The sequence below is a fragment of the Solibacillus cecembensis genome (assembly GCF_050272495.1).
Classification (GTDB): domain Bacteria; phylum Bacillota; class Bacilli; order Bacillales_A; family Planococcaceae; genus Solibacillus; species Solibacillus cecembensis.
Genome location: NZ_JBNNMF010000001.1, coordinates 58,375 through 77,134 on the forward strand (window position 1 = coordinate 58,375; position 18,760 = coordinate 77,134).

Annotated in this window: 17 protein-coding genes; 4 read left to right on the top strand and 13 right to left on the bottom strand. The window is 38.7% G+C overall.

Annotated features, from left to right (window positions below; translation table 11 throughout):
* Positions 1-135: 135 nt before the first annotated feature.
* Genes ACQKIH_RS00265 through ACQKIH_RS00280 form a run of 4 tightly spaced genes read left to right on the top strand, consistent with a single transcriptional unit; the run spans position 136 to position 2,565 of the window.
* On the top strand, positions 136-507 hold the full coding sequence (locus ACQKIH_RS00265; protein WP_427762784.1) for a GntR family transcriptional regulator: 372 nt from the start codon (positions 136-138) through the stop codon (positions 505-507).
* Between the two features lie 2 nt (positions 508-509).
* Complete coding sequence (locus ACQKIH_RS00270; RefSeq protein WP_427762786.1) at positions 510-1,355, top strand: ABC transporter ATP-binding protein; 846 nt, start codon at positions 510-512, stop codon at positions 1,353-1,355.
* Complete coding sequence (locus ACQKIH_RS00275) at positions 1,352-1,948, top strand: hypothetical protein (RefSeq protein ID WP_427762787.1); 597 nt, start codon at positions 1,352-1,354, stop codon at positions 1,946-1,948. The genes ACQKIH_RS00270 and ACQKIH_RS00275 overlap by 4 nt, the downstream gene beginning before the upstream one ends.
* Positions 1,945-2,565 (top strand): hypothetical protein, encoded by a 621-nt coding sequence (locus ACQKIH_RS00280; RefSeq protein ID WP_427762789.1) that lies wholly within the window; start codon positions 1,945-1,947, stop codon positions 2,563-2,565. The genes ACQKIH_RS00275 and ACQKIH_RS00280 overlap by 4 nt, the downstream gene beginning before the upstream one ends.
* A gap of 44 nt (positions 2,566-2,609) precedes the next feature.
* Here the strand turns inward: ACQKIH_RS00280 and ACQKIH_RS00285 are convergent, their stop codons facing one another.
* The 13 genes from ACQKIH_RS00285 to ACQKIH_RS00345 all read right to left on the bottom strand — a co-directional run bounded on the left by ACQKIH_RS00285 (position 2,610) and on the right by ACQKIH_RS00345 (position 18,733).
* Positions 2,610-3,836, bottom strand: a complete 1,227-nt coding sequence (locus ACQKIH_RS00285) for a M16 family metallopeptidase (protein ID WP_427762790.1) — start codon at positions 3,834-3,836, stop codon at positions 2,610-2,612.
* 130 nt (positions 3,837-3,966) lie between these two features.
* Complete coding sequence (gene pnp, locus ACQKIH_RS00290; protein ID WP_427762791.1) at positions 3,967-6,078, bottom strand: polyribonucleotide nucleotidyltransferase; 2,112 nt, start codon at positions 6,076-6,078, stop codon at positions 3,967-3,969.
* Positions 6,079-6,341: 263 nt separating this feature from the next.
* The gene (gene rpsO, locus ACQKIH_RS00295) at positions 6,342-6,611 is read right to left on the bottom strand and encodes a 30S ribosomal protein S15 (protein ID WP_057986954.1); all 270 of its coding nucleotides are present in this window, start codon (positions 6,609-6,611) and stop codon (positions 6,342-6,344) included.
* Positions 6,612-6,888: 277 nt separating this feature from the next.
* Positions 6,889-7,836, bottom strand: coding sequence for a riboflavin biosynthesis protein RibF (gene ribF / locus ACQKIH_RS00300; RefSeq protein ID WP_057986956.1), 948 nt, complete (start codon positions 7,834-7,836; stop codon positions 6,889-6,891).
* A 10-nt stretch (positions 7,837-7,846) separates the two neighbouring features.
* A complete protein-coding gene (gene truB / locus ACQKIH_RS00305) occupies positions 7,847-8,758 on the bottom strand; it encodes a tRNA pseudouridine(55) synthase TruB (RefSeq protein ID WP_427762792.1) in 912 nt (303 codons plus the stop codon).
* Positions 8,759-8,910: 152 nt separating this feature from the next.
* Positions 8,911-9,255, bottom strand: a complete 345-nt coding sequence (rbfA, locus tag ACQKIH_RS00310) for a 30S ribosome-binding factor RbfA (RefSeq protein ID WP_057986960.1) — start codon at positions 9,253-9,255, stop codon at positions 8,911-8,913.
* A gap of 51 nt (positions 9,256-9,306) precedes the next feature.
* The gene (locus tag ACQKIH_RS00315) at positions 9,307-9,585 is read right to left on the bottom strand and encodes a DUF503 domain-containing protein (RefSeq protein ID WP_057986962.1); all 279 of its coding nucleotides are present in this window, start codon (positions 9,583-9,585) and stop codon (positions 9,307-9,309) included.
* Positions 9,585-11,885: a translation initiation factor IF-2 gene (infB, locus tag ACQKIH_RS00320; RefSeq protein ID WP_427762794.1), complete on the bottom strand. Its 2,301-nt coding sequence runs from the start codon at positions 11,883-11,885 to the stop codon at positions 9,585-9,587. The genes ACQKIH_RS00315 and infB overlap by 1 nt, the downstream gene beginning before the upstream one ends.
* A gap of 14 nt (positions 11,886-11,899) precedes the next feature.
* A complete protein-coding gene (locus ACQKIH_RS00325) occupies positions 11,900-12,208 on the bottom strand; it encodes a YlxQ family RNA-binding protein (protein WP_057986966.1) in 309 nt (102 codons plus the stop codon).
* Positions 12,205-12,483 (bottom strand): RNase P modulator RnpM, encoded by a 279-nt coding sequence (rnpM, locus tag ACQKIH_RS00330; RefSeq protein WP_340783510.1) that lies wholly within the window; start codon positions 12,481-12,483, stop codon positions 12,205-12,207. Before rnpM ends, ACQKIH_RS00325 begins: the two co-directional genes overlap by 4 nt.
* Positions 12,484-12,522: 39 nt before the next feature.
* Positions 12,523-13,650: a transcription termination factor NusA gene (gene nusA, locus ACQKIH_RS00335; RefSeq protein ID WP_057986970.1), complete on the bottom strand. Its 1,128-nt coding sequence runs from the start codon at positions 13,648-13,650 to the stop codon at positions 12,523-12,525.
* A 13-nt stretch (positions 13,651-13,663) separates the two neighbouring features.
* Positions 13,664-14,149 carry a ribosome maturation factor RimP gene (gene rimP, locus ACQKIH_RS00340; protein WP_057986972.1) on the bottom strand — a complete coding sequence of 162 codons (486 nt, stop codon included), beginning with the start codon at positions 14,147-14,149 and terminating at the stop codon, positions 13,664-13,666.
* 249 nt (positions 14,150-14,398) lie between these two features.
* Positions 14,399-18,733 (bottom strand): PolC-type DNA polymerase III, encoded by a 4,335-nt coding sequence (locus ACQKIH_RS00345; RefSeq protein ID WP_427762796.1) that lies wholly within the window; start codon positions 18,731-18,733, stop codon positions 14,399-14,401.
* Positions 18,734-18,760 lie beyond the last annotated feature (27 nt).

Here is an 18,760-nt window from a genome sequence, read left to right on the forward strand (position 1 = left end):
AATGAGCTTATGATTACTATATGCATTGAAAGTTTTGATTGTGCTTTCTTACATTTAAAATTTGAAGTAGACATTTCTCCACTCAACTGTGCATACTGTACATATACAGTTATTTAATTGAGGTGATTTCGATTTATGTTCATAAAATTGAGCAATGCAAATAATCAGCCTATTTACGAGCAAATTACAGAACAGCTAAAGCAAGCCATTTTATCTGGTGTGCTCGTCGCCGGTGATGCACTCCCTTCTATACGGGCACTAGCAGTCGAATTAAAAATTAGTGTCATGACAACAAAGCGAGCTTACGGGGATTTAGAGCGCGATGGCTTTATCGAAACCGTTGCTGGAAAAGGGAGCTTTGTCTCACAGCGTAATCAAGATTTTTTGCGGGAAGAGTTAGTGAAGCAAATTGAAGGGCATTTAACAAAAGCGGTGTCAATTGCAAAAACGGCCAATATCCAATCGGATGAATTATTTGATTTGTTGAGATTATTACTGGAGGAATGACAATGAATGCAATCGAGGTAAAACATGTTTCAAAGCAATTTAAAAGTTTTCGTTTAAATGATGTTTCCTTTACGGTAGAATGTGGGACCATTGCAGGCTTCATTGGACAAAACGGCGCGGGGAAATCAACGACAATCAAGCTGATCTTAAATCTGTTCAAAAAACAGGCGGGCGAAATTCTTATTTTCGGCAAGGATCACCTGTCACATGAAGTCGCTTTAAAAGCTCAAATTGGGGTTGTGTTTGATGAGCTCCACGTGCCTAATAATTTAACAGTCAAAGAACTAAATAACATCTATTCGAAAGTTTATTCGACTTGGGACAGCGATTATTTTTATCGCCTACTCGACCAATTGGACGTGCCTAAATTCGATAAAGTAAAAACAATGTCCCGCGGTATGAAGATGAAGTTAGGTCTTATTTTAGCTTTGTCCTACCACCCAAAACTTCTTTTATTAGATGAACCAACGAGCGGACTTGACCCGATTGTACGTGATGAAGTGCTCGGGCTATTACAACAGTTTATGGAAAATGATGAACATGCCATTTTATTCTCTTCGCATATTACAAGTGATTTAGAAAAAATTGCGGATACCATTACGTTTATCCATAAAGGGGAAATTTTATTTAGCGAAAATAAAGATGATCTGTTGTATGGCTATGGTATTTGGAAAGGCACACCGGAACAAGCAATCATCATTCCAAAACATGCGATTATCGGAAAACAGGATTCCACTTTTGGCGTGAAATATTTAGTGAAACGCGAATTTGTTAACCCCGTCATCGAATTAGAAAAACCAACGATTGATGAGCTCATGCTGCTGTATGTAAAGGGGCGAAATCGATGATTTCATTTTTACTTCGTTATTATTTTGATGGATTGGCGAATTGGGTCGTGCTTACACCTTTGTTCCTATCGTTTATTATGGAAATCGGATTTTTTTTAGGGGATTTTTTAGCTATGCATTTAATAATTACACTTGTTAGTTCTAGCCTTGTTTGCGTGAACTTTTTTGCTTTTCAAAAGAAGCATCAAAAAATGTTTTCATTATTTCCAGTTCCAACGAAAACCTTTATTGCAGCGGATTATTTGTTTCTAAGTGGGATTATACTCAGTTATTGCACGTATTCGGTGTTTATTGGTGCATTCTTCATGAGCTTTATAGAGAAGCAGCTCGTTTTTCCTTCCGCTACTCATTGGCTTATTTTACTTTGTGCAAACTTTATTTTGTTCGCTATATATATAATTTTACAGTTAACAAATTTGCAATTCGTAATGGGGATACTACCTTTTCTCATCCCACTTTTCATTTCTACTTCTATACCTTATTTAGGACAACTTATCGATTCAATGCCACTTATTATTAGTGTGGCGGTCCTTAGTTTCGTGTTGAGTATATTGATGACAAATTATTTTTCTACAAGGAGGGATATTGTATGATCACAATGCTGAAGTTACACTTTTACTTTTCACGAAAAAGATTAGCATTTATCGGTATTTTTATCGCCGCTACAATTTTAATGTTTTACCATTATTCTGAACCATTCTCGCTCAATACATTTTTGTTCATTTTCCTACTTCAAATAGCATCATTCAGTATTTCACTTTATAATGAAAATCACTTTATACGCATTTTACGGACAATGCCTATTGCAACAAAAGATTTCATCACAAGCGCTTATGTATTTACATTCATTTTTATAGCGGTGATTAGTCTTCCTATACTGTTGCATCAATTTTATCAAAGTAAGGGAGTGACAGCGGACCCATATATGCCTTATATTTTCTTAGGCTTTTTTGCTGTAAGCCTCGTCCATATGGGCATGCAGCTAAAACATTATTTTTCCAATCCCACTCAAAATAAGGTTGACTTTGACTTACTGAATATCCCATTTTTATTAGTTGTATTATTTTCGCCACACTCACTCCTTCTCTTATTTTTCAATACCTTTTTCTCGATTGAAATGGGTGGATTCATTATTCCTATCCTCAGCGTGTGGATTTACTACAAGCTTAGTCAGTCTGCCATTATAAAATTTGAGCAAGCAGAATTATAAAAAAAAGCGAATCAGAGTTTTCCTATCAAACTCCGATTCGCCTTTTATTCATTTTCTGGACCAATAATCGCGATAGCTGGTTCATTTAATAAAATTTTTGTAATTAATTCATCAATGGTATCCATCGAAATAGCATCAATGTTTGCGAGCACTTCATCCACAGAGCGATGTTGTTGATGGATCAGTTCGTTCACACCGTTACGATTCATATGCTCTTCTGTTCCTTCTAAGCCGAGCACGAAACTCCCCTTTAATTGCTCTTTTGCATTTTCAAGTTCGGTTTCCGTGACCCCACCTGCCACCACATCAAATAATGTTTGATCCATTTGCTGTTGCAGCGTATCTAAGTTTTGCTTCGATGTAGATGCGTAAATCGTATAGGCTCCAACATCTTCATAGCATGATTGATAGCTAAATACCGAATACGCTAGCCCGCGCTCCTCACGCACATCTTGGAATAAACGTGAGCTCATATTGCCACCAATAATATTATTTAACGCAATAAAGCTATATGTTTGCGGATCTTTTACACCGATTGCTGGGAAAGAGATAGCGATATGTGCTTGCTCAGTATCGCGTGTTTTTACAACTTCACCTGCCGTAAATACTGGATATGACGGTTGTGCTACTTCTGATTGTTCACTCGCAGCATACGTACCAAATAACGTTTCAATCGCTTCAAGTAGACCACCTGTAATATGACCTGCCACGGAAATAACGACATTTTTAGGACCATAATGCTTTGCCATATACTGACGAATCATCTCCTCATTAAATGTTGCCAACGTTTCAGGTGTCCCTAAAATAGGACGGCCTAGCGCATCATTCGGGTACATAACCGACCACAGTTTCTCGTGTACATCATCTGCAGGGTCATCTTCACTCATATATATTTCTTCGAGCACTACTTGACGTTCACGCCCGATATCTTCTTCCGTAAATAGTGAATTGAAAAACATATCGGCCAAAATTTCCACCGCGAGCCCCGCATGATGGTCTAATACTTTTGCAAAATAACAAGTATGCTCTTTTGATGTAAACGCATTGATTTCACCACCAATACGGTCAAATTGTTCAGCAATTTGGCGAGCTGTTCGATTTTTTGTTCCTTTAAATAGCATATGTTCAATAAAATGCGTAATGCCGTTTTCTTCAAGCGTTTCATAGCGTGAGCCCGCATTGACCCAAATTCCAACTGATAAAGAGCGCACATGCGGCATTTCCTCCGCTACAATGCGTACTCCGTTCTGACATGTAAGTACTTGTACCATGAAATTCTCCTATCTATCAATCATCATTAATTTCTTTTCACTGTATATGCGAGCTTATATGCAAAAATGCCATTTTGATTTTCGTCAAAATGGCATTTATCAAGCTCATTACGCATTCATTTGAAATGAATTATGCTTGTTCAGCGCGTTCTTTTTCTTCTTTAACAACAATTTTACGAGATAAGTTTACTCGTCCTTGATTGTCGATTTCGATACATTTCACAAGTAATTGATCGCCCAATTTTAATACGTCTTCTACAGCTTTCGTACGTTCTTCTTGAATTTCTGAAATGTGTAGTAAACCGTCTTTTCCTGTGAAGATTTCACAGAATGCACCGAATTTTTCGATACGTTTTACTGTTGACATGTAGTACTCGCCTACTTTAGCTTCACGTACGATTGATTCGATAATTTCTTTCGCGCGGTTAATCATTGCTTCATCAGCTGAAGCGATGTAAATTGTACCGTCTTGTTCTGTATCGATCTTAACACCTGTTTCATCGATAATTTTGTTAATTTGTTTACCACCAGGTCCGATCACATCACGGATTTTGTCTGGATTGATTTTGATTGTAATAATTTTTGGTGCGTATGTTGATAATGATGTACGTGGTTCAGCAATTGTTGATAACATATGCTCTAAAATTTGCATACGACCGATTTTTGCTTGTGTTAACGCTTCTTCTAAGATGTTGCGAGAAAGACCGTCGATTTTGATATCCATTTGAAGTGCTGTTACACCTTTTGCTGTACCCGCTACTTTAAAGTCCATATCACCAAGGTGGTCTTCCATACCTTGAATATCTGTTAATACTGTATAGTTGTCGCCTTTTTTCACAAGACCCATCGCGATACCTGCAACTGGTGCTTTAATCGGAACACCTGCAGCCATTAGAGACATAACTGATGCACAGATTGATGCTTGAGAAGTAGAACCGTTTGATTCTATTACTTCTGCTACACAACGAATTGCGTATGGGAAGTCCTCTTCAGATGGTAATACAGCTAAAATCGCACGCTCACCTAATGCACCGTGACCGATTTCACGACGACCTGGAGAACCATAACGACCTGTTTCCCCTACAGAGAACGCTGGGAAATTGTAGTGGTGCATAAAGCGTTTTGTTTCTTCAACACCTAATCCGTCAATGATTTGTACATCACCTAAAGGACCTAATGTTGTAATCGAAACTGCTTGTGTTTGTCCACGTGTGAACATTGCTGAACCATGTACACGAGGTAAAAGGTCTGTTTCAGATGATAATGGACGGATTTCGTCTTGTTTACGACCATCTGGACGGATTTTATCGTCTGTAATTAAACGACGTACTTCATCTTTCACCATCTTATCTAAGATGGCATGTACGTGTTTCATTGTATTTTCATCAGCTTCTTGTGCTTTATAAGATTCAATTACACGTTCTTTTACAGCTGTAATATTATCTTGACGCTCCTGCTTATCAACCGTTTGAATTGCCGTGTTCATATCCGCTTCACACGCCGCTTTAATCGCTACTGTTAATTCAGCATCTAATTCGAAAAGGACAACTTCGATTTTCTCTTTACCAACTGCTGCAACGATTTCTTCTTGGAACGCGATTAATTTTTTAATTTCTTCATGACCGAACATGATTGCTTCTAACATAATTTCTTCAGGAACTTCTAACGCGCCTGCTTCTACCATGTTGATTGCATCTTTGTTACCAGCCACTGTTAAGTGAACTGTTGATTTTTCTGATTGCTCTAACGTTGGGTTCAAGATAAATTCGCCATCGATATAACCAACGTGAACACCCGCGATTGGACCATCGAATGGAATATCCGAAACAGCTAATGATAAAGAAGAACCGAACATTGCTGCTACGTCTGCCGGGCAATCTAGGTCGTTCGACATTACCATTAAAATCGATTGAACTTCGTTACGGAAGCCATCTGGGAACATTGGACGAATTGGACGGTCGATTAAACGAGATGTTAAAACGGCTGTCTCTGATGGACGACCTTCACGTTTAATGAAACCTCCTGGAATTTTACCTGCAGCATATAAACGTTCTTCATAGTTAACTGTTAATGGGAAGAAGTCTAATGCTTTTGCTTGTTTTGACATTGTTGCCGTTGCTAATACTGCTGTTTCGCCATAGCGAACCATCGCAGCACCATTTGCTTGTTTTGCTAACTGTCCTACCTCTACTACTAAAGGACGGCCAGCCCATTCATACGAAAAGACCTTTTTTTCGTTCATTAAATGAACCCCTTTCTTATTTGAAACACTTGACGTATCTTTTTTATGTACTATTAGTTAGTGTATCAAAAAAGCTATTTCTATGCTAAATTTTTTCATTAAAATCATTCATTAATTACATTTAGGTGCAATATATTGCATGATAGAATATAAATAATTACTATATTGTGTTCAAATTGACCTAGATTCCTATCTACAGTCAGTTATTTTTTTATAAAAACACAATAAAAAGCGGGAAAAAATCCCGCTTTTTTATTGTCAAATTAACGACGTAATCCAAGTTTAGTGATTAATTCACGGTAACGTTGTACGTCATTTTCACGTAAGAATTTTAATAAGTGACGACGACGACCTACCATTTTAAGAAGACCACGTTGAGAGTGGAAATCTTTTTTGTGAGTTGATAAGTGTGTGTTTAACGCGTTGATTTCTGCAGTTAATACAGCGATTTGTACTTCTGGAGAACCCGTGTCGCTTTCGTGAGTGCGGTACTCAGCGATAATTTCGTTTTTACGTAATTTTGTAATTGCCATTTGAAATGACCTCCTAAGATTTATTGTATCCCCACTAGCACAGCAATCGCTGGAGTTGCGAATAGCCGAGCTAAGGTTTGTACGTTAAATTCGTACTTATGGATAATACCATATATAAGCCGTACAAATCAACTATTAAGATAGCTGAGAGAACAAATCCGCTGGTGCGTCTTTGGTGTACGGTCCGCGTGGAATGATTCGCCCAAGTTTTTTCTTAGCTTCATGTGTAACATCGTTTTTTTTGACCCATTCCCCATAACTACGGAAAGTGAATATTTTATACTTTTTCAAAAAATTGAATTGCCTGCTGCTTATCTAGTTCGATTTGTTGGATGAGGGAATCAATCCCATTAAACTTTTGTTCACTGCGAATGCGATTGTACCAACCAACAACAACTTCTTCACCATAAATATTTTTATCAAAATTTAAAATGTGCACTTCTATCGATAAACGTTTTTCATCTGGATTATTAAATGTTGGTTTATATCCGACATTACAAACGCCATTATACCACTCGTTTTGCACTAATATTTTGACAGCATAAACACCTGTTGCTGGTATGTAACAGCCTTCCATTGCTTGTACATTCGCGGTTGGGAAGCCCATTGTACGTCCTCGTTTATCTCCATGTATAACAATTCCTGGAACCTCAAAAGCACGACCTAATAGGGCACGGACTTGCTCCATGTCACCATCTTGCAAAGATTTACGAATGCGCGTGGAACTGATTTTTTCTTCAATATCCTCTTGCTTTTCGACAGTCGAGACACCGAATTTCCCCTGACTTAATTGCTCCATCGTTTGCATATTTCCTTTACCAAATGCACCGAAAGAAAAATCAAAGCCCGCAGTCACATGTTGAATATTCAAATCTATTATAAAATGTTGAATAAACTGCTCTGGCGTCAACTTAGCAAAATCCGATGTAAAGTTCACCACAAATACAGTATCTACCCCTAAATTTGTTAATGTATCTAACTTTTGCGCAAGCGGTGTAATGTAGAACACTTTTTCATTGCGTCCACCAAGTACAATTGACGGATGTGGATCAAATGTCATAAGCGCTGATTTAATACCAAGTTGTTGTGCTTTCTCTTTTGCCTGTTGGATAACCGCTTGATGTCCTTTATGCACACCATCAAAAAAACCGACTGCTAAAGAATACGCTTCAGCATGTTGCTCTTTATTCAATTGATGTGGATATTTTAAATGAATAACGTTCATGTTGTGCCTCCTAATCTAGTTCGGGAAACATTTTATCCGGCTTCATTTGACCTAATTTTGTCGGATGTGCGATATATACCGCAAATGCCCTTCCTGCTAATCCAAATACAATCTTATCATGTTCCTTTAATAATGCATGGATTGGAAGCACTTGTCCATTAAAAATTTGCTTTTCAATATCCTCTGTAATTTCAATATAAGGATAGTCAGAAAGTGCATATTCAACGGGCAATAAAAATTGTTGTGACTGTCCAGCTTCCATTAATTCAGCTACTTGAGCGAGCGTCAAACAATTTTCCTTTGTAAAAGTACCCGATACTGTGCGAACAAGTTCATGCATATGGGCTGGAAATCCTAATGCTTCACCGATTTGAACGGCAAGTGTTCGAATATACGTCCCTTTCGAGCATTTAATTCGAATTGAAAAATGGACTTCTTCCCCTTCGAACTGCTGGGCATCATCTAATAATTCGAGTTCAAAAATTGTAATTTTTCGTGTAGGTCGCTCCACTGTTTGACCTGCACGTGCATATTCGTATAATCTTTTACCATTTACTTTTACTGCTGAAAACATCGGTGGCGTTTGCTCTATTTCACCTGTTAATGAATCTAGTGCTTGTAAAATTTGGGCGCGATCAAAAGATTTGAATGTTCCATCTTGCGCTACTGTTTCACCTTCTGCATCCTCAGTCGTTGTTGTACGTCCGATTGAAACAACCGCTTCATACGTTTTCCCTGTATCTGTTAAATATTCTGCAATCCGAGTTGCTTGTCCAATACATATTGGTAAAACACCTTCAACGCCTGGATCTAGCGTGCCCGTATGCCCTACTTTTTTTGTCTTTAAAATTTTACGAAGTTTAAAAACGCAGTCATGACTCGTCATCCCGCGCTCTTTCCATAATGGAAGTATGCCATTCATTGCTGTGAACGTCCCCTTTATATGCCAATTTACTAGATTTTTTATTCATTTACCACAATCTTCTCACCCTCTATAGAGTTCGGAGTTTTCTGTTGAATAACGATAAAAAAGCCTGCCTGCATAAAGTATGCAGTGCAGGCTTTTGTTGCATTTTATTGACTTTCGTGTAAGCCACGAAGCAATGCATCGATTTTATTACCATACTCAATTGCTGTATCGAATTCAAAAAAGAACTCCGGTGTACGACGCAGACGAATGCGTGCGCCGATTTCTGAACGAATAAATCCAGATGCTTTTTCTAAAGCTTTCAGCGTTTCTGCACGCTCGCGTTCATTACCTAAAGATGTAATATACACAGTCGCTTGTTGTAAGTCACCAGTAACAGCTACTTCTGTCACAGTCACAAACCCTACACGCGGATCTTTAATTTTGCGTCCAATAATTTCAACAATTTCTTTTTTTATTTGTTCACCAACACGGTTAGAACGTAGAGACATAAAAGTCACCTCATTTTACGACTAAGTTGCCATTATGTGAATGGACTTTTGTTATAAATATTCTCGATAAAATTCGAGTTGTTCCCACTCTGGATTCGACTGTAAAAAATGAAGTGCTCGCATCAGCTCTCGTTCCGCAGCATCTTTTGAAGAAGCGACGGAAACAAGTGCTAATCTAGTGCGTTGCCAAACATCTTGATGGTCAATCTCAGCAACAGAAACGTTAAACTTTTGTTTTGTTCGGGTCACCATTCTTTGCAGAACAGCGCGTTTTTCTTTCAATGAGTGGGCAGTAGGAATCATGAATTCAACTTCTGCATACACAATCATTATTTACGAATAATTTCTTCCATAATGAATGCTTCAATAATGTCGCCTTCTTTAACATCATTGTAGTTTTTAATTGTGATACCACACTCATAACCTTTTGCCACTTCTTTTGCATCATCTTTGAAGCGTTTTAATGAATCTAATTCACCTTCAAAAACAACAACATTTTCACGGATAATACGAACGCCAGCGTCACGAACCATTTTTCCTTCGATAACGTAAGAACCAGCGATTGTACCCACTTTAGATACTTTAATTGCTTGACGCACTTCTGCTTGACCAACGATTTTTTCTTCGTATTCTGGGTCTAACATACCTTTCATCGCGTGTTCGATTTCTTCAATTACTTTATAGATGATACGGTGTTGACGAATGTCTACGCCTTCCTCATCTGCTGCACGTTTAGCGTTTGTATCTGGACGTACGTTGAAGCCAATTACGATTGCATTTGAAGCTGCAGCAAGAGAAATATCTGATTCTGTAATTGCACCTGCACCAGTGTGGATAATTTTAACGTTTACACCTTCAACTTCAATTTTCATTAATGAAGATGCCATTGCTTCCACAGTACCTTGTACATCCGCTTTTACGATTAAGTTAAGCTCTTTCATTTCACCTTGGCTCATTTGTTCGAATAAGTTATCAAGCGTTACGCGTTGTTTTTCAGAGCGTTGTGCTTGAATTGCTGTCATTGAACGAGACTCACCAACTTGACGAGCTGTTTTTTCATCTTGGAATACAACAAAACGGTCACCCGCTTGTGGTACTTCATTTAAACCAGTAATTTCGATTGGTGTAGATGGACCTGCATCTTTCACACGACGACCAAGATCATTTACCATTGCACGTACACGACCATATGCATGGCCTACTACGATTGGATCACCTACACGTAATGTACCATCTTGAACTAGTAATGTTGCAACTGCTCCACGACCTTTGTCAAGTTGTGCTTCGATTACTGAACCGATTGCAGTACGAGTTGGATTCGCTTTTAATTCACCTACTTCAGAAACTAATAAAATCATTTCTAAAAGTTGGTCAATCCCTTCACCTTTTAACGCTGAAATTGGTACGAAGATTGTATCTCCACCCCATGCTTCAGGTACTAAACCGTGCTCTGTTAACTCTTGTTGTACACGGTCCGGATTAGCAGACGGTTTATCCATTTTGTTGATTGCTACGATAATTGGTACTTCAGCTGCTTTCGCGTGGTTAATCGCTTCCACTGTTTGAGGCATTACACCATCATCAGCTGCTACTACGATAATCGCAATATCGGTAATTGATGCACCACGAGCACGCATTGTTGTGAATGCTGCGTGTCCAGGAGTATCTAAGAATGAAATTTTCTTCCCATTAATTTCAACTTGGTAAGCACCGATATGTTGCGTAATCCCACCTGCTTCACCCGCTGTTACTTTCGTTTTACGGATTGAGTCAAGTAGTGATGTTTTACCATGGTCAACGTGACCCATAATTGTTACAACTGGTGGGCGTTCTTCTAAAGCATTCTCGTCTACTTCTACGATTGTTTCATCGAAGTACGTATCTAGGTCTGTTTTGTCGATACGGATTTCTTCTTCGACATCTACACCATAGTCTGTACAAATTAACTCGATTGCATCCTTATCTAATTCTTGGTTAATTGTTGCCATAACGCCAAGCATAAATAATTTTTTGATAATTTCTGATGGCTCACGGTGTAATTTTTTTGCTAATTCAGCTACTGATAAGCTTTCATAGAATGTAATTTTTTCTGGTAATTCTTTTTGCACCATTGGTTGTGGTGCTGGACGATTTGTACGACGTTTACCACCATTTATACCTGGTTTTCTACGTTGTTGATATCCACCTTTATTATTGTTATTGCTGTTGTTACTTGGGTTGCCGCCTTTGCGGTTATTATTTGTATTTTGAGTCATATTTCTGTTTTGGTTACCTTTTTCATTCTTTTGTTTTTCGCCCTGTTGCGATTGTGGTTGCCCTGCGGCAGTGTTTGTTTTCTTTGGCTGGTGATTTGTTGCATTAGATTGTTGACGCACTTGATTTTCTTTTTTCGGTTGTCCTTGTTGCGCTTTTGGTGTTTCATTGGCAGCTTTGACAGTTGGTTTCATTGGAGTACTCTTTGTTGGCTCTGCTACTTGCTTAAAGACAGAATCAAGTTTCGAAACAGTTTCAACATCAATGACCGCCATATGATTTTTCACAGGTTGATCAATTTTTGTTAAATGGTCAATAATTTCCTTACTCGTCTTGTTTACCTTTTTCGCATATTCATGAACTCTTACTTTGCTCATCTGCTCACCCCCGATTAATTTTCGTTGAGTAGACTAGACATTTTTTTAGCAAATCCGCTATCAGTAATAGCAATCGCTACCCGCGCTTCCTTCCCGGTAGCATGTCCAAGATCATAACGATCCCCAAAAATATAATACTCAACGTTGTAAAACGTACATTTATCTTGAATTTTTTTACTAGTATTATTGGAAGCATCCGATGCAAGTAAAACTAACTTTGCCTTTCCACTGCGAATCTCCCTGACCACTAGTTCTTCTCCAGAGATGGTTTTTCGTGCACGTGCTGCTAAACCTAATAGCTGTAACAATGCGGGATTGGTCATATGATAGACTCCCTGCGAATAAGGGTCAATAATTCTTCATATATCTCATCCGGCACTTTTGCATCAAGCTGGCGATCTAAAATATTCTTTTTACGCGCGATGTCAACAGCTGCTTCTGCTTTTGAAACATAGGCTCCACGCCCAGCTTTTTTACCCGTCACATCAACGCTTACTTCGCCTTCCTTTGAACGGACGACACGAATCATTGATTTTTTCGGCAGCATTTCACCTGTTGCCACGCATTTTCGTAATGGAACTTTTTTGTTTACAGCCATTTTACTCACCCTCCTTACAAAACTCCTACGAATGATGTATTATTCTTCGTCATCACCATATAAGTCGAAAACAACTTCTTGTGAATCTTCTTGAGGAATGAATGTGCTCGTTTCTGAAGGGTATAGCCCTAATTCACGTGCATCTGTTTCGCTCTTTATATCAATCTTCCAACCCGTTAACTTTGCAGCTAATCGAGCATTTTGACCACGTTTACCAATTGCTAGTGATAATTGATAGTCTGGTACAACAACTGTTGTTGATTTCTCTTCTTCATTTACTTGAACGTCTAAAACTTTTGAAGGGCTTAGCGCATTTGCTACAAATACGACTGGATCCTCTGACCATTCCACAATGTCGATTTTTTCGCCGTTTAATGCGTTGACAATCGTTTGCACACGTGCACCCTTTGCACCAACACATGAACCAACTGGATCTACTTCTTCGTTATGTGCATAAACAGAAATTTTAGAACGGTCTCCCGCTTCACGTGCAATCGATTTCACTTCTACTGTACCATCATAAATTTCTGGTACTTCCATTTCAAATAGGCGACGTAGTAAACCAGGATGAGTACGAGAAACAATTACTTGTGGACCACGAGTTGTACGTTCTACCTTCATAATATAAACACGAATACGTGATTGCGGCTTATAAATCTCACCTTGAATTTGCTCATTTACAGGTAATGCAGCTTCTACTTTACCAATGCTTACGTAAATATTACGTGCATCTTGACGCTCAATAACACCTGTTACAATATCATCTTCACGGTCTACATATTCTTCATAAATAAGACCGCGCTCTGCTTCACGAACGCGTTGTGTAACAACTTGTTTCGCAGTTTGTGCTGCAATACGACCAAAATTGCGAGGTGTTACTTCTTCTTCTACCACGTCACCAATTTCATAAGCTGCATTAATATATTTCGCATCTTCTAATGCAATTTCTAAACGTTCGTCTTCTACATCTTCTACCACATCTTTACGCGAGTAGACAACCATTACACCTGTTTTAAGGTTTAAGTCTACACGCACATTTTGCGCTTGGTTGAAGTTGCGTTTATAAGCTGTAACTAAAGCGGCTTCAATCGCTTCAATTAATACATCTCTTGAAATACCTTTTTGCTCCTCTAGGGCAGTTAGGGCATCTAGTAATTCACTACTCATTTTGTTTTCACTCCTAAATTTGCTTATCTGAAAAATCAATGGCAAGGCGGGCTTGCGCAATTTTTTCTTTGTCAATTTGTACTGTTAGTTTGCGTGTTTTAATGCGGATTTCAATTTCTAAATATGTTTCAGTATATGCACGTAAATAACCAAGGAATTCTTTTAAATCCTTTATTGGTTCATAAGTCTTCACATAAATAAATTTGCCAATTGCATTCTCGAAGTCTTCTTGCTTTTTTAATGGGCGTTCAGCGCCTGGTGAAGAAACTTCTAAATAGTAGTTTTGCTCGATTGGATCATTTTCATCCAATTTTTCGCTTAAACGTTCACTTACTTGAGCGCATTGTAAAATGTCAATGCCGCCTGCGCGCGTGTCTACATAAACACGTAGGAACCAGTCGCGTCCTTCTTTTATGAATTCGACATCAACTAATTCTAACTCAAGCTCTTCAACGATTGGTGTCACTAGCTCTTCAATGATCGACGTAATTTGACTCATCGTATCCTCCTTACGCCACTGTTTAACAAGTTCAAAAATCCTGCATTTTGTAGATTGCAAAGATTTTCGTTCAAACAGGACGAGTTTACATTGAAAAATTTGTGTAAATAGTTGTCTAAACAACAGAAAAGAGCGGGAAATCCCACTCTTTTGCTGGCGAACTATCAACAAATTATTACGTTTAGCATAGCACAAAGCCATTTTGATTGCAAATTTTGCTACTTATCGAAACTTTCACTTGTATTCTAATTAGAACAGCGATAATTGGTTTGCATCTGGCATTCCTTCTAAACACCCAAGGTCATCCATATATTCAATCAATGTTTTCGATACACGTCCACGTTGTTGCAAGTCTTCTTTTGATAGGAACTCACCGTTTTTACGTGCTTCGACAATTTGTTTTGCTACGTTTGTACCGAGTCCTGGAATCGAATCAAATGGTGGAATTAATGAATTCCCTTCAATGATAAACTCACTTGCATGAGAACGATATAAATCAATTTTTTTAAAGCTCATTCCACGCTCACACATTTCTAAAGCAATTTCCATTACGGTTAATAAACTTTTTTCTTTAGGCGCTGCATCTAGACCTTTCATATTAATTTCATCAACTTTTTTGCGGATCATAACTGAACCTTGCGTCATGGAAATTAAATCAAAATCAGATGCTCGCACCGTAAAGTACGCCGCATAATATAAAATTGGGTGATGTACTTTAAACCAAGCAATACGTACCGCCATTAATACATAGGCAGCCGCGTGGGCTTTCGGGAACATGTATTTTATCTTTTTACACGAATCGATATACCACTCTGGTACTTTCTTCGCGCGCATTTCTGCTTCCATATCATCGGATAAACCTTTCCCCTTACGCACAGACTCCATTATTTTGAAGGCAAAGGAAGGCTCAAGATCTTGGTAAATTAAATACACCATAATGTCATCACGACAACCAATTACTTCGGCTAAAACGCATGTGCCATCTTTAATCAAATCAGCAGCATTCCCTAACCATACGTCCGTTCCGTGTGACAGTCCTGAAATTTGCACCAGCTCACTAAATGTGGACGGCTTCGTTTCTTCAAGCATTTGGCGAACGAACTTAGTCCCGAACTCGGGAATGCCAAGCGTCCCTGTTTTTGTGCCAATTTGCTTTTCCGTTACACCGAGTGATTTCGTCGAACTGAAGATTTCCATCACAATCGGATCGTCAGTTGGAACCGTTTTCGGATCAATTCCTGATAAATCTTGTAGCATACGAATAACGGTCGGATCATCGTGTCCTAGAATATCGAGTTTCAAAATATTATCGTGAATCGAGTGGAAATCAAAGTGTGTCGTTTTCCATTCTGAATCTTGTGCATCTGCCGGGAATTGTATTGGTGTAAAATCATAAATATCCATATAATCTGGTACAACAATAATTCCCCCAGGGTGTTGCCCTGAATTTCGTTTTACTCCAGTACAGCCTTGCACAAGTCGATCCACCTCTGCGTTACGATAGGTGATGCCGTTATCATTGCCATAACCTTTAACATAACCATAAGCCGTTTTTTCAGCAACTGTTCCAATCGTACCTGCACGGAATACATAATCTTCCCCGAACAGTACTTTCGTATAGTTATGGGCTTGTGGTTGGTACTCACCGGAGAAATTCAAATCGATATCTGGAACTTTATCCCCTTTAAATCCTAGGAATGTTTCGAACGGGATATCTTGCCCGTCTTTCTTATATTGCTCACCACATTCTGGACATTCTTTGTTCGGCAAGTCATAGCCTGATGCGACCGAACCATCTGCAATAAATTCAGAATGCTTACAATTCGGACACACATAATGCGGTGGCAATGGATTTACCTCAGTAATTTCCATGAACGTTGCGACAAGGGAAGACCCTACCGAACCACGTGAACCAACTAAGTAGCCATCCGCTAATGACTTTTTCACGAGTTTTGCTGAAATTAAATAAATTACCCCGAAGCCATGACCTAAAATTGATTTTAATTCCTTATCAATACGCGCTTGGACAATTTCCGGTAAATTCTCTCCATATATTGAATAGGCCATTTCATACGTTAAATTCGTTACTTCATCATCAGAGCCTTCAATTTTTGGCGTATACAGGTCATCTTTAATCGGCTTGACCTCACCAATCATATCAGCTACGAGGTGCGTATTCGTCACAACGACCTCTTTTGCTAAATCAGGACCTAAAAAATCAAATTCCATTAACATATCATCCGTCGTACGGAAATGAACTTTCGGCAACTGTTGACGATTTAATGGGTTTGCCCCGCCCATAGAGCCGATTAAAATTTGACGGAACTTAGCATCCGTTTCATGTAAATAATGTACATTTCCTGTTGCGACAACGGGCAAATTCAATTTTTTACCGAGCTTAACAATGCGGCGAATAATATCTTCTAACGCCCATTCATCATGCACCGTTCCACCATCAACCAACTGCGAATAAACCGGTTTTGGCATGACTTCTAAATAATCATAAAACTGCGCAATTCGTTCTGCTTCCTCTGGTGTTTTATTCATCATCGTTTCGAATAATTCACCATTCGAACAGCCCGAGCCGATAATTAAACCTTGACGATACTTTTGTAAATCCGAACGACGTATCCGTGGTACACGATAAAATGTTTGGGTATGAGAAATCGTAATGAGCTTAAACATATTTTTCAATCCTGCATCATCTACCGCTAAAACTGTACAGTGGCTTGGACGGGCTTGCTTATACCCTTCCTCCCCGCCGACATGGTCATTTAATTCGTTTAAATTTTGAATACCTAAATCAGCCGTTTGTTTTAGTAAGTGAAGCAATAATTCCCCTGTCGCTTCCGTATCATAAATCGCACGGTGATGTTGCGTTAATTCAATATTGTATTTTTTCGTTAACGTTTTTAAACTATGTGACTTTTGCGTAGGGTTGACTAAGCGGGATAACTCCACCGTATCAATACCCGGATGTCGTACATGTCCTAAGCCCGCTTTTTTATAAGCTACATAAAGGAAACCTAAGTCAAATGCCGCATTATGCGCTACAACGACTGAATCGCCTATAAAGTCATGGAATTCTGTAATGACTTCCTCGATTTCCGGGGCATTTACGAGCATATCATCCGTAATATGTGTTAATTCTATAATTTTCGCGGTTAATTTGCGGTGTGGGTTTGAAAAGCGCTCAAACGTATCTAACACTTGGCCATTTTTGATTTTAACTGCAGCTAATTCAATAATGGTGTCATATACATTGGAAAATCCGGTTGTTTCCACGTCAAATACAACATAGGTCGTGTCTTCAAGTAGTGAATCAATCGGGTCATAAGCAATCGGCTTGCCATCGTCTACTAAGTTCACCTCTACACCAAAAATGACTTTAATGCCGTTTTTCTTTCCAGCAGAATAAGCTTCTGGGAAAGATTGCACGACAGCATGGTCTGTAATGGCAATGGCAGGATGTCCCCATTTTGCCGCCTGTGTGACTAATTTATCGACGGGTGTCATCGCATCCATTTGGCTCATCTGTGAATGTAAATGCAATTCCACACGCTTTTCACCTTCAGGAGCATGATCTTTACGCGGCTCTTTTTTGATTTCGTTAATATCTTTTACCATCATTACTAAATCGCGTGCGAATGCATCCATTTGAATCGAGCCACGTAATCGTACCCACATGCCTTTACTAATCATATTCATTTTCGCAACTTCTTCATCGCTATTTGAGAACATTTTCACCATTAAAGAATCCGTATAATCCGATACTTTTATCTCAAGAAGCGAGCGTCCACTTCGCAATTCCTTCACATCTACTGCAAAAATAAATCCTTCAATAATAATCGAACGTTCTTCTTCTAAAATTGTACGAATTTCAGTTGATTGGGCATTTTTGATCAAAGCTCCTAATTGGAAGGCAACATCGCTTGTCACCGCGCCTGGATTGTCTGATTTTTCTTTTTCACGCATTGCAAAATCAGCCATCGCTTGTTTCGATAAACGCTCTTCCTCTTCTTGTCTTTGCATATAAAATGCTTCTTGCTGTGCAATAAATTCTTCCGATTCTTCTACCATTTTAAATTCTAACGGGATGTGTGGGAAACCAAATGCGCGGTAAGACTCTGCAATTTTATCTGTATATTTCGCTTTCAGTGATAAATATTCCACTTCTAGCATTGAAGTGACGACAAGTTTATGACCTGTCCACTTAGGTACTTGCTTTGATAAATTTTCGCGTAATAAAGGCGACATATCTGCAATTTGTTCTATCGCGGGATACCAATAATCTAGCATATGCTGCTCATTTACAACGGGATTAAATGAATCAATTGTTAATGAAACAGACGCAATGTGAGAAAATTTTTCTGCCATCCGCATCCGTAATAATTGATATACTTCGAAAGGCAAAATATTATCTAGTTTGATTTTAAAATGCCATACTCGCTTCTTTTTATGAACCGTTACTCGTTCTAGCTCACCTTTTTCAAAGAAGGACATATAGACGTCATCTGTTAGTTCAAGTTGTTGTAACAGAAGTAAGAACTTTTGCTTTGCCTCCTGTTGTGCCAATTCCTTCACCTTCCTAGCTAATTGAAATTTTCTACT

What these genes read in the sequence shown, in the direction of transcription:
- ACQKIH_RS00325 (WP_057986966.1), bottom strand. Translation starts at nt 12,208, where the DNA reads ATGACCAATCCCGCATTGTTACAGCTATTAGGTTTAGCAGCACGTGCA.
- ACQKIH_RS00270 (WP_427762786.1), top strand. Translation starts at nt 510, where the DNA reads ATGAATGCAATCGAGGTAAAACATGTTTCAAAGCAATTTAAAAGTTTT.
- ACQKIH_RS00275 (WP_427762787.1), top strand. Translation starts at nt 1,352, where the DNA reads ATGATTTCATTTTTACTTCGTTATTATTTTGATGGATTGGCGAATTGG.
- ribF (WP_057986956.1), bottom strand. Translation starts at nt 7,836, where the DNA reads ATGAACGTTATTCATTTAAAATATCCACATCAATTGAATAAAGAGCAA.
- ACQKIH_RS00285 (WP_427762790.1), bottom strand. Translation starts at nt 3,836, where the DNA reads ATGGTACAAGTACTTACATGTCAGAACGGAGTACGCATTGTAGCGGAG.
- rimP (WP_057986972.1), bottom strand. Translation starts at nt 14,149, where the DNA reads ATGAGTCAAATTACGTCGATCATTGAAGAGCTAGTGACACCAATCGTT.
- nusA (WP_057986970.1), bottom strand. Translation starts at nt 13,650, where the DNA reads ATGAGTAGTGAATTACTAGATGCCCTAACTGCCCTAGAGGAGCAAAAA.
- rnpM (WP_340783510.1), bottom strand. Translation starts at nt 12,483, where the DNA reads ATGGCTGTAAACAAAAAAGTTCCATTACGAAAATGCGTGGCAACAGGT.
- truB (WP_427762792.1), bottom strand. Translation starts at nt 8,758, where the DNA reads ATGAATGGCATACTTCCATTATGGAAAGAGCGCGGGATGACGAGTCAT.
- ACQKIH_RS00265 (WP_427762784.1), top strand. Translation starts at nt 136, where the DNA reads ATGTTCATAAAATTGAGCAATGCAAATAATCAGCCTATTTACGAGCAA.
- infB (WP_427762794.1), bottom strand. Translation starts at nt 11,885, where the DNA reads ATGAGCAAAGTAAGAGTTCATGAATATGCGAAAAAGGTAAACAAGACG.
- ACQKIH_RS00280 (WP_427762789.1), top strand. Translation starts at nt 1,945, where the DNA reads ATGATCACAATGCTGAAGTTACACTTTTACTTTTCACGAAAAAGATTA.
- rbfA (WP_057986960.1), bottom strand. Translation starts at nt 9,255, where the DNA reads ATGTCTCTACGTTCTAACCGTGTTGGTGAACAAATAAAAAAAGAAATT.
- rpsO (WP_057986954.1), bottom strand. Translation starts at nt 6,611, where the DNA reads ATGGCAATTACAAAATTACGTAAAAACGAAATTATCGCTGAGTACCGC.
- ACQKIH_RS00315 (WP_057986962.1), bottom strand. Translation starts at nt 9,585, where the DNA reads ATGATTGTGTATGCAGAAGTTGAATTCATGATTCCTACTGCCCACTCA.
- pnp (WP_427762791.1), bottom strand. Translation starts at nt 6,078, where the DNA reads ATGAACGAAAAAAAGGTCTTTTCGTATGAATGGGCTGGCCGTCCTTTA.